The organism is Paenibacillus sp. NPDC056933, assembly GCF_042674385.1.
Lineage (GTDB): Bacteria > Bacillota > Bacilli > Paenibacillales > Paenibacillaceae > Paenibacillus.
On record NZ_JBHUQN010000006.1, the window covers coordinates 198,256 to 212,283 of the forward strand.

Annotated in this window: 15 protein-coding genes; 5 read left to right on the forward strand and 10 right to left on the reverse strand. The window is 47.6% G+C overall.

Annotated features, from left to right (window positions below; translation table 11 throughout):
• Nucleotides 1-8 precede the first annotated feature (8 nt).
• Complete coding sequence (locus ACFTRD_RS28970) at nt 9-887, forward strand: carbohydrate ABC transporter permease (RefSeq protein ID WP_076291187.1); 879 nt, start codon at nt 9-11, stop codon at nt 885-887.
• Nucleotides 888-940: 53 nt separating this feature from the next.
• Here the strand turns inward: ACFTRD_RS28970 and ACFTRD_RS28975 are convergent, their stop codons facing one another.
• Together ACFTRD_RS28975 and ACFTRD_RS28980 are read right to left on the reverse strand one after the other, a co-directional pair.
• Entirely contained in the window at nt 941-1,123 is a 183-nt protein-coding gene (locus tag ACFTRD_RS28975) for an aspartyl-phosphate phosphatase Spo0E family protein (RefSeq protein WP_379386030.1), read from the reverse strand.
• 189 nt (nt 1,124-1,312) lie between these two features.
• On the reverse strand, nt 1,313-2,023 hold the full coding sequence (locus ACFTRD_RS28980) for a MarR family transcriptional regulator (protein ID WP_379386032.1): 711 nt from the start codon (nt 2,021-2,023) through the stop codon (nt 1,313-1,315).
• A gap of 284 nt (nt 2,024-2,307) precedes the next feature.
• On the opposite strand from ACFTRD_RS28980, the gene ACFTRD_RS28985 reads away from it, so the two are divergent.
• Nucleotides 2,308-3,825, forward strand: a complete 1,518-nt coding sequence (locus tag ACFTRD_RS28985; protein ID WP_379386034.1) for an FAD-dependent monooxygenase — start codon at nt 2,308-2,310, stop codon at nt 3,823-3,825.
• 29 nt (nt 3,826-3,854) lie between these two features.
• On the opposite strand, the gene ACFTRD_RS28990 is transcribed toward ACFTRD_RS28985, so the two are convergent.
• The 5 genes from ACFTRD_RS28990 to ACFTRD_RS29010 form a co-directional block, all read right to left on the reverse strand.
• The gene (locus ACFTRD_RS28990; protein WP_379386036.1) at nt 3,855-4,874 is read right to left on the reverse strand and encodes a hypothetical protein; all 1,020 of its coding nucleotides are present in this window, start codon (nt 4,872-4,874) and stop codon (nt 3,855-3,857) included.
• A 16-nt stretch (nt 4,875-4,890) separates the two neighbouring features.
• Nucleotides 4,891-5,889, reverse strand: coding sequence for a cysteine peptidase family C39 domain-containing protein (locus ACFTRD_RS28995; protein WP_379386038.1), 999 nt, complete (start codon nt 5,887-5,889; stop codon nt 4,891-4,893).
• A 90-nt stretch (nt 5,890-5,979) separates the two neighbouring features.
• Nucleotides 5,980-6,885 (reverse strand): helix-turn-helix transcriptional regulator, encoded by a 906-nt coding sequence (locus tag ACFTRD_RS29000; RefSeq protein WP_379386040.1) that lies wholly within the window; start codon nt 6,883-6,885, stop codon nt 5,980-5,982.
• 85 nt (nt 6,886-6,970) lie between these two features.
• On the reverse strand, nt 6,971-7,159 hold the full coding sequence (locus tag ACFTRD_RS29005) for a hypothetical protein (RefSeq protein ID WP_082704262.1): 189 nt from the start codon (nt 7,157-7,159) through the stop codon (nt 6,971-6,973).
• 142 nt (nt 7,160-7,301) lie between these two features.
• Nucleotides 7,302-7,625 (reverse strand): ArsR/SmtB family transcription factor, encoded by a 324-nt coding sequence (locus ACFTRD_RS29010; RefSeq protein WP_379386042.1) that lies wholly within the window; start codon nt 7,623-7,625, stop codon nt 7,302-7,304.
• 208 nt (nt 7,626-7,833) lie between these two features.
• Between ACFTRD_RS29010 and ACFTRD_RS29015 the strand changes: the two genes are divergently transcribed.
• Nucleotides 7,834-9,210: an MFS transporter gene (locus ACFTRD_RS29015; protein WP_379386044.1), complete on the forward strand. Its 1,377-nt coding sequence runs from the start codon at nt 7,834-7,836 to the stop codon at nt 9,208-9,210.
• A gap of 201 nt (nt 9,211-9,411) precedes the next feature.
• Entirely contained in the window at nt 9,412-10,626 is a 1,215-nt protein-coding gene (locus tag ACFTRD_RS29020; RefSeq protein ID WP_379386046.1) for a sugar efflux transporter, read from the forward strand.
• A 127-nt stretch (nt 10,627-10,753) separates the two neighbouring features.
• Here ACFTRD_RS29020 and ACFTRD_RS29025 read toward each other — a convergent pair whose 3' ends face one another.
• From ACFTRD_RS29025 to ACFTRD_RS29035, 3 genes are all read right to left on the reverse strand, one after another.
• A complete protein-coding gene (locus ACFTRD_RS29025; protein ID WP_379386048.1) occupies nt 10,754-11,203 on the reverse strand; it encodes a nuclear transport factor 2 family protein in 450 nt (149 codons plus the stop codon).
• A 345-nt stretch (nt 11,204-11,548) separates the two neighbouring features.
• Nucleotides 11,549-11,956, reverse strand: a complete 408-nt coding sequence (locus ACFTRD_RS29030; RefSeq protein ID WP_379386050.1) for an Rrf2 family transcriptional regulator — start codon at nt 11,954-11,956, stop codon at nt 11,549-11,551.
• Between the two features lie 108 nt (nt 11,957-12,064).
• Complete coding sequence (locus ACFTRD_RS29035; protein ID WP_379386052.1) at nt 12,065-12,901, reverse strand: AraC family transcriptional regulator; 837 nt, start codon at nt 12,899-12,901, stop codon at nt 12,065-12,067.
• Between the two features lie 117 nt (nt 12,902-13,018).
• On the opposite strand from ACFTRD_RS29035, the gene ACFTRD_RS29040 reads away from it, so the two are divergent.
• On the forward strand, nt 13,019-14,023 hold the full coding sequence (locus tag ACFTRD_RS29040) for a Gfo/Idh/MocA family protein (protein WP_379386055.1): 1,005 nt from the start codon (nt 13,019-13,021) through the stop codon (nt 14,021-14,023).
• Nucleotides 14,024-14,028 lie beyond the last annotated feature (5 nt).

Below are 14,028 nucleotides of genomic sequence, written 5' to 3' on the forward strand. Positions count from 1 at the left end.
GAATTAAGGTGTATCACAAAACGACCGGATACCGTATATTTAACGGCTTCAACTTGTTCTTCATCGCGGCTGTCTCGCTGCTGTGTGTGCTGCCGCTTGTTCATATTCTGGCGGTTTCCTTCAGCGGTAAAGCGGCAGCTTCCGCCAATCTGGTCACACTCTGGCCGATTGATTTTACAGTCGATGCCTATACCAAAACGTTTGGTAACAGCAACTTTCTGAGCGCACTCTGGATCTCGGTGCAACGTACCGTTTTCGGTACGCTGCTCAGCATGGTGCTGGTCATCTTGACGGCATATCCTTTATCCAAGGAAAGTTTGAATTTCAAGGGGCGTTCGCTGTACGCGTGGTTCTTCATCTTCACAATGCTGTTTAGCGGCGGACTGATCCCTTCCTATATCCTGATTCAAAAGCTGGGACTGATCAACACCCTGTGGGCCCTTATTTTACCTGGGGCTGTGGCGGTCTGGAATCTGATTCTCATGATGAACTTCTTCCGTAACGTGCCCAAAGAGCTCGAAGAAGCGGCATTCATCGACGGTGCCAACCATATCACCACATTGTTCCGCATCTATCTGCCTGTGTCCATGCCGGCCATTGCTACGATCTCCCTATTCACCATGGTGGGGCAGTGGAATTCCTGGTTCGACGGACTGATCTATATGAATGACGCAGCCAAATATCCGCTCGCTACGTTGATGCAAACGATTATCGTGCAGCAGGACTTCTCCAACATGAACGTGGATGCAACACAGCTCCAGAACATGTCGCAGCGTACGGTTAACGCAGCACAGATCTTTATCGGTGCACTGCCAATCCTGCTCGTGTATCCATTCCTGCAGCGATTCTTTGTCAAGGGAATTGTGCTTGGGGCTGTAAAAGAATAAAGTTACCCAGCGCAATGCTTTCGCATCATTTCATCCCGAGGTTTATAAAACATTTATTTACTTCGGGATGATTTCCCGCGAATGGCATTGTTATATTGATTAATGAGCTCATCCAGCACCATCGATTGACGAATGACTTCCGGATGCCAGAGCTCTTTATGTGCATTTGCAATGTGATAGAGCCTTTGCCTTGCCTTTTCTATACATTCCTGAATGGTTTCCGGATTATGCACCATACTCCCGCCCCCTGTTGTCCTTCAATATACTCCATCCAAAAAAGACCATCTATTATAATATTCGGAATAAAGGGAGCTGTGGATTACCCCAAATTTAAAATTTTATATTTTTCTGCAAAACAAATAAACCGGATTGGCTCCTGGGGCCTTTCCGGTTTATTGTGCTTACCTGATAGCAATGGGACGATGCTAGTCCTCATAGACTTCAAAAAAAACATCGTTAAGAATCGTTTTGGCTTTCTTTAAGTTGCGGGAATCCAGCTTTTTGAGCATCCCCATGATTTCGTTCATTTCCTGTTTAACGTTTAAAGAATGAATGGTCTCTTGATAATCTGCATCCCCATTGGCGTTCCCATCTATCTCACCGGTTGCAATCGACTGCCCGGAGGTCTCCGAATGAAACCATGATGTATGCAAGGTCTCGCGCAAGGTACGGACAAGAAATTGCAACTCATCCTCATTATACCGTTGCAAAAAACGATTCACCCCGTTATCAATTTGATAATGCATCGCCTGATGTAAACGATAAATCTCCTTCCCCAGCGGTGTGGTACGGAACAAAACTTCCTTTCTGTTACCCGGGAGGGATTCCGAGAGAATAATTTCTTTATGGATCAGCCTTCTCGTGATTTTGGAGACACTTCCTTTGGAGAAGCCAAATTGCTTCGAAATGGTCATGCCGTTTACAGGCTCCAGCGTACCGATCGCATCCAACACATGCAGCATCGTAACTGTCATTTCTTTTACCAACTCTTCAACCACCGGATTCGGACTATTCTGGATAAGCCACTGTTTCTCTTCGTCATCTTCTGATTGGAATTTAACCTGTAGGTCCTTCACAACATGCAGCACTTCGTCGATTAAGTAATCTTTATTGGGATTTTGGGGTTGGTTAATCATTCATTGTTCCTCCAAAGATAGTTAGCTTCATTTCAGTATAACAAGGCCATGTCCATAATTAAAGTTTCCTGGAAACAATATTGACAAGAAATAATGATTAGACTACTATTATTCCAAGGAACCATATTGTTTCTCGGAAACAATATTGAGATTGAAAATATTATGATTGGTTACTTCTAAACGTTCTGCATGTACATCTGAACCAATTCAGGAAGGGCAGTTGGAGATGATATTTACGATAACTATTCGAATTCTTATTAAGAATGATTAAGGGGGCAATTTAATTGACTGAACATTACGACATTGACGTTCTTGTCGCTGGAGCTGGTCCAACAGGCTCCACACTAGCAGCAGATCTGGTAAGACGGGGTCTTCGTGTCCGAGTGGTTGACAAGGCATTACACTCCTTTAAGGGCTCTCGTGCCAAAGGCATCCAGCCTCGCACCCAGGAGGTTTTGGAGGACCTCGGTGTGCTAGATGAGACTCACGCTGCGGGAAGTGCATACCCTCTGGCCGGTCTGCATTTTGGACCACTTACTGTGCCATGGCGCATGCAGCAGCGGAATAAGCCAACGCCTGACGTACCGTACCCGAACATTCTTCTGCTGGCCCAGCACCGCACGGATGCCATTTTGCATCGTCTGCTTGAACGTCACGGGCTGCATATCGAATTTAACAACGCGGTGGAGGGGTTCGAACAGGATGCCGATGGGGTAACGGTGGCACTCTCTTCCGGGGAGAGAGTTCGCAGCAGGTATCTGGTAGGGGCAGACGGGGGCTCGAGTATCGTTCGCAAAGGTTCAGGGATTCGGTTTGTCGGAGATACCACCGACTCAGATCGGACGCTCATCATCGATGGCACGATCGAAGGATTATCGCGCAGCCGGTGGCATATGTGGCCTCGTACCAAAGGTACGTTTGTCGGCGCGTGCCCGTTGCCACACTCCAATCAGTTCCAGGTTATGATCAGGCTGACACCGGACGAGACGCCTGACCTTGCTGAAGCCGCACTGTCCGCTTTGTTCCACAAGCTGACTGGGTTCCGACTCTGCGACATTACCTGGACCTCCGTATTCCGGCCCAACGTGCGTCTTGCGGAGCACTATCGCGCGGGTCGCGTCTTTCTTGCAGGCGATGCCGCTCACGTCCATACTCCAGCCGGCGCCCAGGGTCTCAATACAGGTATACAGGACGCCTACAACCTCGGCTGGAAAATAGGGCAAGTCATCGCTGGTGCACCAGATAGCCTGCTTGACAGCTACGAGGCGGAACGTCAACCGATTGCCGCACGAGTCCTTGGCAAATCCAGCGAACTTTACTCCAATCTGGACAAAAATCGTCTTGCCAGCCTTAAGCGTGGAGACGAGGAGCGCCAGCTTGGAATTTCGTATCAGGGTGGGCCACTGTCTTCCAACCAAGCCAAAGCTACCAGAACCCTCCATGTAGGTGATCGGGCGCCAGATGCTCCCTGCATCGGACCCGGAGGAGCACAACGTCTGTTCGATGTCTTCCAAGGACCTCACTTTACCTTGTTAGCCTTCGGCGCTAGCGCTGCCAAGGTTCTCCCTGAGTTGATCTGGCCGACGAGCGGGACCGAGATGCACCGTTATGTCGTCAGTACCGGGAACGAAGGAGATCAGAACGTCATCAAAGACACTACTGGAAAACTGACTCGCATTTACGGTATCACCAGTGACATGTTAGTGATGATTCGTCCAGATGGATACATCGGGAGCATCATCACGAACAACTGGCATACCGTCTTTGACAATGTGGTAAAGACCCTTGCCCCGCCACAGTAAAGTGTGAGCAACTCGAATTGAGGTTCAATTTATCTTAATCCGATATCCTCAAATCGATTGCCAATCGTCTCCGGGAAGGCTTGTTTGATGGCATCAATGGCACGTTGTTCCGTAGCCCCTGCCTTCCGGACAAACTCAATCACCCTTTGTACACAATCCGGTTGCTTCGTATCCCATAAGATTGAAGCATCTACTGCATCAATGATCTCCGAATACAGATTTGCGAGTAACGCATACTCCCGCATAACATGGACCATCTGATCCGACAGATGCTCAAGCCCTGCAACATAGGAGGCTATATCCAGTCTTGATTTGGCATAATAGCGCAGGACAGTAGCGGTATGATCAGTTTCATATGTTCCAGACTCTAAAGCATCAGCAATGGCAGCATACGCAGCCGCTCCACAGGCATAATCATGGTGCGGCAGCATGTAATCATGGGTCTCCCATTTGTATACGGCCTGAATTAATGATTCCTTGCATACTTCCCACAGATCTATGGATTTATGGGATTCCAGCACCTGATAATACCAGTATGGTGTGCTGTTCCTGCCAAACGAATCATAGGGAAGACGAATGACTTCATTTCCGTTACTTTCACTAATGAACAGCACCTGCTCCCCATCATCATATCCGGCACAAATGACAAACTCGTCATGCCACAGAATAGCGCCTACACCCCGATCAATGGAAGCCTTGATATCCAGCAGGGCCTGCTTCTGATAGAGCGGAAAGGTCGGCTCAAACGAAAATCCCCCGTGTTGTCCAGTCGTTATGCCAATGAAATCAGCCGCCACAAAGTTCTCAGCCATCCAGTTATACGCCGAGATCGATTCGATAGTCAGACACCGATCCACTACTAATCGAAACACACTTGCGGTCATGCCTGCAATCATGTGACGTGGTAAATCCGTCCACTTTCTATGCAATAAAATGCGGTACATCGCATCTGTATACGAGCCCACACTGCTCCATGCTATGTGTTCAGACGCATAACCCGGAACTCGTGGGAATTGAATTAAATCCAGTAGTACTTTGGTTGTCATCATCCGTTCCTCCCTCTTCCTACCTTGCAGAGTGCGCCCCCCACAGTGGCACAGTGGAACGTTTACGATCAGGAAACTTCAGGGATATTACGCGAAAATAATGAACAGCCTGCTCTTCCAGTGCTTTCGCTTCCAATAGAGTCTGTGCAAGCTTCTCTGTTGCGTCTAGCCGCAACATCCATCTGTTCTCCTGCTGGGCCATGCACCCCTTCATCTGGATAATCAACGCTCCAAGCTGTTCATAGCATGCATAGGCTTGGTCCAGTTCGTTCCATATTCCGCGCGCATCCTGCAAGTACATCTGAATTTCAGTTCGGGACTGGCAATAGGATTCCAAAATATAAGCAGCACCTGATGCATCGTAATCTCCACTCCGAAGAGCCTCCACCCACACATCATACGCCAGTCTGCCCGAAGCTATGTTTCGATCAGGCAGCAGTCGATAAGGAATATCCCAATCCTCAATTGCCATTCTCAGTGATTCCAGCAGCATCTGTTGTTCAGGGATATGTACCTGCTCACCAAAGATCTGACAATACCAGAATCCGGTGAAGTTTAATCCAAAATTGTCATACAGCAAAATCTGAGGTTCCTTGCTCCAGCCGTCTTGCACATAAAAGATTCGATCACGGTCATCATACCCATGAATGACTCCAAATTCCGGAATCCAGTAGATCACCCCAATGCCTCCATCCAGACTGCGCTTCACCCAATTGACCGCATCCCGCTGATAATATTCGAAGGTGGAATGACGCGTGCGTCCTCCATCCCAGATCGTAAATATCCCCAAGTTATCGATTCCAGGGCGATGGGATTCCCCCCATTGACCATAGGCTGTAACCGACATGGGCAGTAGTCTGCGATGTACCGAAAGTTTGAACGCCAACCCCGTATATCCGGCTAACACATATTTGGAACCCTGAAACAGACCCGCATGAGTCAATACGCCGTGCAGGCTATCTACATACGATTTGGACTCCCGCTTCATCATTAAGTTGTCTAATATGACTTCAGCCAAGGAACACTCTCCTCCCCGTGGTGGTTTCCTTATATATTTTGCTTGAAAAATAACCAACCTGCCTCTGTTCGTTTATGCCCGTTCAGAAACTTATTCTTCCATCCCAAGTTTGCCAATCATGCCACTCACACGACTTTCAAGCTTGCGCCTGAGCCATCCTGGAGACAATAGCTCTTCCCACTCGCTAATGAACAAATGCTGTAGAAAAGCATCCGTGTCATAAAATTCGATGGATAGAATCTGATCTTTCTTCGACCGAATCCGATATCCATGCCACAGCTCGGTTTGCTGCTCTTCCTTCAGTCTGATCTCAGCGACAAACGGTTTACGGACAGGCAGCGCCTCTTCCCATCCACCTAATACCCCGTCTGTCTGACACTCAAAGGTCTCATTCGTGATCCATACATGGATAATTCCCTCCAGTCGGACGGCCGTTTGCTGTACAGAATCCGCCTCGTAGCCGATTACATAATCGGCATTATACTGGGATACCATCTTCAAGGGACACCAGGAGAATTGCCGTTCTCCGGCATGATCCCTGTAATGAATATGCACTTTGCGTGTTTCAGTAATCGCATGGGACAGTAACTCAAAGAACTGAAGCTGCTGCGGACGCGCCATAAATACGGGAAGCTGACTATTCCCCGTGTGTTGTTCCTCAGGCGTAAATCGCTCCAGCAAATGCGCGACACGCTTCACAGCATCCGACTGATCATAATTGTAGTGCCGATAACGATGTGCCAGATACTTAAGCACCCTTTGTTCTTCTTCCGTCATATATAAATGGGGTAACCGATAGGTCTGATCCTCGTAACAGTACCCCCGATATTTTGCCAAATACAACAGGGGGGCACGCAGGGAAATCGCCATATATTCAATATCGCGCTGAGCCTGACGCCGGGATATTTCAAATTCACGGGCAAGCCAGCTGCTGTTCGGAAAACGTCCGCTCCGAATTTGCTCGTCAAACCAGTGAATACGATGCATATTGCTCATGTTCCCGCCCCCTGTTTAATCCCACCATTTACTATATTCATTATACCAAAAGACATGGCCCGTTCCGAAGAACAGGCCTGTTGTGTTATACGGTTGCCTTGTCCACTCTGGACTGCACGGCTTTGAAGCATTTCTTGCATACCTTCAGAGTTGTACCATCTGTTTTTGTTTGCGAATATAACAATTTAATTCGGGTGCTGCTGCACACCGGGCATGTTCCCCGTCCCCTTGAAGGAAGATTCCACAGGACGCGTCCTCTTTTTGTTTTTGCCAACGTATGTGAACCTCTTTTCGATATGTTTTGTGTGTTCACCGTTATTATAGAGGGTATGGTACGACATAGAATGTCGCAGCAGTATGGGCATATGTAAAAATAAAAAAAATGTCCCCTCTTCGGCCTGAAGAAAGGACAAGTTTCAAGAATGATCGGTGCTTGACTGAGCCGCTGCTTGCAACAAAGGCTGCAAAAGACCGGGGAACCGCGCTTCCAGATCTTCGGATCTCAGCGTAAGGAAATGCTGTGTACCCTGTACTCTCACCCGAATGACTCCGGCTTCCCGGAGGGTCCGAATATGGTGCGACCTTGTGGATTTCACAACAGGTGTACGAAAATGACTGCATGGCTGCTCACCACTTCTGGCTGCTTCCGCTACAATGCCAAGACGGATTGGGTCACTCAACGCGTACAATACAGAAGAAAGCTCAATATCTTCCACTTGGGGATGATGTAAAATTTTCATGTTGTAGTCTCCTTTTTTCAGACTTCCCTTGTATTTTAGCACAGTTCCATGATATATTTCTAACGTTCGATACTAATCGAACTTACAAACTTATTTCGTTTATATATCTCCTGCTGCCAAGAAGGGGATTCACTCTATACCACATTTTGCAAATGTTACACACCGTTTCTGAAATGTTGCGCAATACACATCAATCTAGGAGGTTTTTATGAACAACACCGCAACTGCATCATCCGGGGAACGAACGACCGGAATACAGGAAGGGTTAATTGTTAGTCTGCTTGGCTTCACGGTTGTACTCGTCGTCATGAATACAATGATGTTCAATCTGGCCCTGCCCAAAATCGCAGCAGAGTTTATGCTCACATCTGTGGCTTCTTCCTGGATTGTCACGGGATATTCCATCGTATTTGCCATTTCCTCGATTACATTCTCGCGTCTATCGGATTTTGTACCGATTCGCACCCTGTTTACGACCGGACTTACACTACTTGGTGCGGCATCCGTACTTGGTTTCTTCAGTAATCACTTTATCATTCTGCTCATTGCGCGTCTGATTCAGGCTGCGGGTGCAGCTTCGGTACCGGGTCTCGCCATTGTTCTTATCACTCGTTATATTCCAAGCGATCGCCGGGGTAAATCCATGGCTGTCGTCATGTCTGCAAGCTCACTGGGTCTTGGACTCGGACCTGTGATCGGCGGCAGTATTACACAGTTTCTTGGATGGCATGATCTGTTTATCGTTACGGGGTTAACACTGTTTCTGATTCCTGTATTTTTCAAGCTGCTTCCAAGTGAAATGCCGAAAAAAGGTTCGTTTGACTTGCTCGGCGCGCTGCTTCTCGCTATCGGAACAACCGGCATTCTGTTATTCCTGACCTCACGACAATGGGTAACTCTGGTTGTTGGTGCGGCTGCACTGGTCCTGTTCTGGTTACGAATTCGCCGTGCGGCTGATCCATTCGTTCAACCAGCTCTGTTCAAAAACAAAAAGTACATGATGCTTAGCTCGCTGGGCATTGTATCATACATTAACAACTTCTCGACACTGTTTCTGCTGCCGCAAATTTTGGCACATCTGTATGGCCTGACTCCAGCCCAGTCCGGGCTCGTCATCTTCCCGGGTGCAATCGTGTCCATGCTGTTATCCAATCGGATCGGCCGCATGATTGACCGGCACGGCAATACACAGCTGCTCAAGTTCGCACCATGGCTGCTGCTCGCTGCTGCGGGTTTGTTCGCGCTATTTGCAGACGACAGCATCTATGCCATTATGGCCGTATATATTTTGCTTAGCGTAGGTTTCTCGGCACTAACAACGAGTGTGTCCAATGAGTTGTCAGGCAATCTGACGATGGATCAGGTTGGTGCTGGCATGGGATTGTTCCAGCTTAGCCAGTTCTTCAGCGGTGCATTTAGTGTTGCCGTCACTGGCGTGGCACTGACTGCGATGCAGCAAATGCCATTAGCATCAGCCTACACCAATATTTTCTGGGGCATGACCGTGGTTGCTCTGGCATCCATTATTTTCTCCCAAGTGTATCTGAGAATGCAATCAAGGAAGAAAATCGTTGCTTCACACTAAACAGTTTGAAAAAGATCTCATAGTAGACTCTTCATATAAGAAAGCCAGGGATTAGACCGATGGGGTCTCTATCTCTGGCTTTTTTGTCTGTTATTAGACTAAAAGAAATCAATAAGTATTACTTTCTGTTATTCTTATATTATAACCAAATAGTATAGGTATTTTTGAAAAAGATAAAACCAAGGGGATGTCTAATCACACATGAAGCTTCAAAAGTTTATATCACTATTTCGTATCCCTACATACCGACTGTTTCTCTTTTGTATGTTGTTGCAGGGCATGGCTATTTCAATCAGCGCTCCCTTTCTGGCAGTCTACTTTACAACCCGCCTCGAAGTATCCATTGCTACATTTGGATTATTCACTGCAGTTACTTTAATGGCGGGTGTGGCATTCAGTTCCTGGATCGCCAGACGATCGGATCAACCCGGTGCTCGCAAAGTCATTCTGGTGAGTGCCACGATCTGCAATGCTCTTGCTTTTGCCGGGTATCTGTGGCTTCACGATTTCACTTTATTATTTATCTATATGACGGTACTGACTGCATTCGGGGCTCCCGCCATGCCACAGTTGTTTGCAGCTGCAAGAGAAGCTGTCAATACAGCTTCGGGCGTAGATCATGCTTTGGCTAATTCAACCTTGCGCTCCGCCTTCTCGCTAGGATTCATTACGGGGCCTTTAATCGGAACTTTATTGATTGCGTATATTGGGTACACCGGCATTTTCAGCTCAACGTGTATTATTTTTTTGATCAATGCGTTATTATTTTTCTTTCTGTTAAAAAAGGCTCCCGAGCCTTCTCCCCCCCGTGCACCTACGGGTGGCATACACATGAAATTGCATCAGGATGCAAGAATTTATATGCCTTTTCTCATTACTACACTCCTGTATATGGCACATTGGATGAATAATTTGAATGCATCACTGTTCATTATTCACCATCTGGGCGAGGGAACCCGCGAAGTTGGCTGGATCTCCAGTTTATGCGCAGGGCTTGAAATCCCCATTATGCTAGGCTTGGGTCTGCTCGCCTCAAAGTATCCCAACCGCTCACTCATGTTATGGGGCTCCCTGATGGGTGCCGCTTATTATGTAATTGTTCTGTTCTCCACGGAACTGTGGCACTTGCTGGCCGGACAACTATTGCTCGCGTTCTTCGTCGCCGTTATCTCGGCCATCGGCATCAGTTACATGCAGGATCTGCTTCCATCCATGCCCGGCTATGCGTCAACACTCTATTCCAATGCCTCCACGTTGGGAAGATTATTTGGCAGTCTGGTGGGGGGATGGACAGCTGGAGCGTGGGGCTACCGAAATTCCTATTGGGTATGTCTGCTGCTCGTTCTGCTTTCGTTCGGCATGCTTGTTGTCACACAACAATTTTCAAAAGAGAAACGTCAGACACTTTCACTATAATCAGATCCTCGAATGCAAGCCCGAGCGAACGTAAAAGCTTGAACAAAACAAAGCCCCAAGGACGCAGCTATAGCGCTCTTGGGGCTTTAGTTATTATCGTTTTAATACTCTTATATAAATACAAACACTATTCAAACAGATCCAGACGAAGACGCTTCAGGCTGGTATGCTGGATGAGCCATTGACCGTCGATTCTGACATACGTCTCATGGTAATGTCCAAATCCGTGAAACGATTTATTCTCATTGCCTTCAGGGAACGTCACCCAATCTTCCATTGGGGAGATGACTTTGGCTTCATTCTCGGATACAAATTCAACTTCGGCGCTATGTACATGATGCACAGTTACGGCAGCATCCACCAGATCGCGGAATACTTGAACGATGGTGTCACGGCCTGTTAATACCGGTATTGGATTGCCTTCTGAACTGAAATCAGCTACGGCGTCCGGTGCGAACACGTCGCCCAATGTATCCCACTGCTTCGTATCAATATAACGGCAATAACGCGCTTTGGTGTTGCGGATGTCTTCCAGTGCAAGCAGTTTTTCCAGTCCTGTAATGATTGATTGGCTCATGTGTTGTCCCTCCAGAAATCTAAGATGTAAGCGAATATGTAATAACAACATTTCTTCCTTATTGTACCACTCCGCTCAAATTAGGCACAATGGCATTCATGAGCCCAACTGCCAGAAATACATAACAGAGATAAAATCCATCCCGCTTCGTATACACCTTCAGAATATCCTTAAATAATGAACCTGACGCTCCCTGGTTCCTTTGACCGGATGCCTGACGATTTCCAATCGGGGGAAACAAAAAATCTTTCCATACCTCTGTGGAGGTGAAGGAAAGATTATCAATTTGGCCTTGGACCGGCTCGGCTAAAGGGTTGATTTCACTTCTGATTCTGGTAATAAGGGTTATACGGAGTGTGCAGCTTTCATCTGGGCAGCCAGCTCGGACATTTTTTTATTGTTCAAATAGCTCTCCATCTCTTCCTCCGCACGAACCATCACCTGCTGAATCAGGCAGCCTTCATTATGGTCCTGCGAGCATTCGAACAGCGAAGCCTGACCTTCAATGGCATGGATAATCTCCAGAAAGGAAGGATCGGGATTTTTACGGCTAAGCCGATAACCTCCATTGGCACCAGAAGTCGATTCGATCATGCCAGCTTTGACCAGTTTGGTCAATATTTTGGACAGGTAGGTTGGAGAGACCTTCTGCATGTCTGCTAATTGATGTACACTGACCAGTTGTTCCGGTTCAGTCGCAACCAGAAAAAGCATCGTATGCAGCGCATAGTTTGTCGCTTTTGAATATTTCATGAGGGCACCTCATTATATACGGATTTAATTTATCTATAATAGACTTGATCGAACACTCTGTCAAACTTCATGAATTCCGACAAATGAAACAAATCGATATCATGCAACTTAGCTATGGTAAAGCCCGCGATAATCCGTAGGTGTCATGCCCTCATGCGCCAAAAACTGGCGGTTAAAATAACTGGCATTGGGATACCCAGCTTCCTCTGCGATCTGCCCAATGTTGGCCGTTGGCCGTTCCAGCAGCCATTGCTTCGCCATCTGCAACCGTGAACGTGTGATGAATTCCATCGGTGTCATCTCCACCGCGCTCTTGAACATCTTGCAGAAATAATATGAGCTGACCCCCGCCATATCCGCCCAATCCTGGAGCAGAAACGGCTGGCAGGCCTCCTGCTGCATCTGTGGGAGCAGCCCCAGAATACGACTCTCCGCCTTGCTTGTGCGTGTACTTTTCAGCGGAATGGCATGCTGAACGAACTCGGCCAGTACAGCATAGGTCAGCGTGGATAATTGAGCTGGGCGAAGCATACTGTTCTGCTCAGCTTCCGTCAACAGAGCCATATGGGCTTCTTCCCAGGAATTCCGCTGGCGTAACGTCCACAGCAGATTGCGATGAAGCCCCCGTTCGATCATATAATCATGCAGGCGTTCACCGTAAAAATGAACCCATCGTACATCCCAGGGATCATCTTCGCTGCTATAGTAATGCTGCCGCTGCTGCGGAAAATATAATACCGCCTGACCTGCGCGAAGTTCATGCACCACCCCATCCACTTCCACATATCCCTTGCCCGCAGCAACGTAGTGAATGTTGAAATTGTTAAGAGCGCCGGCCTCTCGTAATACGATATGCTCAGGGTGATCGATATAATGGCCAACAGATTCCGGGTAACAAAAATAAGGAATATCCTGCAAGGTAAGCAATACCGTTTGTCTCATCATAGAGATTTCTCCTTTCTAAACAATATTGTGTTAACCGAATTCAATATATTATCATTTTAATTCATTGATCTATTACTTATAATCACAATATACATTCATAAACAGGAGGAGACAACAATGAATACAGAACGTAAATTGCGCTGGGGGATTCTTGGTAGCGCTAGCATTGCTGTAGGCTCCGTTATCCCTGGCTTGCAGCAATCGGAGTTGAATGAAGTGACCGCCATTGCCAGCCGGGATGAAGAAAAAGCAAAACAAACCGCTGACAAGCTCGGGATTGCCCAAGCATACGGCAGCTATGAAGCTTTGCTGCAAGACGATTCCATTGATGCTGTATACATTCCACTTCCAAACCATCTTCACCGCGAGTGGACACTCCGCGCCGCGGAAGCTGGAAAACATATTTTGTGTGAAAAGCCACTGGCACTGACTGAACAGGAAGCTCAGGATATGGTGCAAGCCTGTGAAGAAGCTGGCGTACACCTCGCCGAGGCGTTTATGTACCGGCATCATCCACGTTATAACCAGATCAAGGATATTATTTCCAGCGGTGAAATTGGTGAAATTCGCGGCATTCACAGTACATTTTCCTTCAACAATTCCGGTTCGTCCGGCAATGTCCGCTTCAAGCGTGAATGGGGCGGCGGTGCCCTCTATGACATCGGTTGTTATTCCATCAGTGCAGCACGGCTGCTGCTTGGTCAAGAGCCCTCTGCGGTAACGGTCATTGGCATGTTCTCGCCTGAACATGATCAGGTGGATATGATGGCTTCCGGCCTGCTCGAATTCGATAACCATGTTGGGGTAACGTTTGATAGCAGCATGTGGGCTGCCTTCCGCAACACACTTGAGATCCTTGGATCAGATGGCATTATCGAGGTACCTTCCGCATATATCAGCAATCTGGACCGCAGTTCAAACTTCTTCGTAACAGCCGGCGGCGAACGCAAGGAGATTGAAGTCCCGCAGGTAAACCATTATTCTCTTCAGGGAGACGATATGGCCCGTGCTGTGCTCCAAGGTCAAGACCTTCGTTTCGCTTCTTCCGATGCAGTTGCCAATATGAGGGTACTTGAAGCATGTCTTCGTTCGGCAGAAGAACGTACACGAATTACACTATAAGAAGA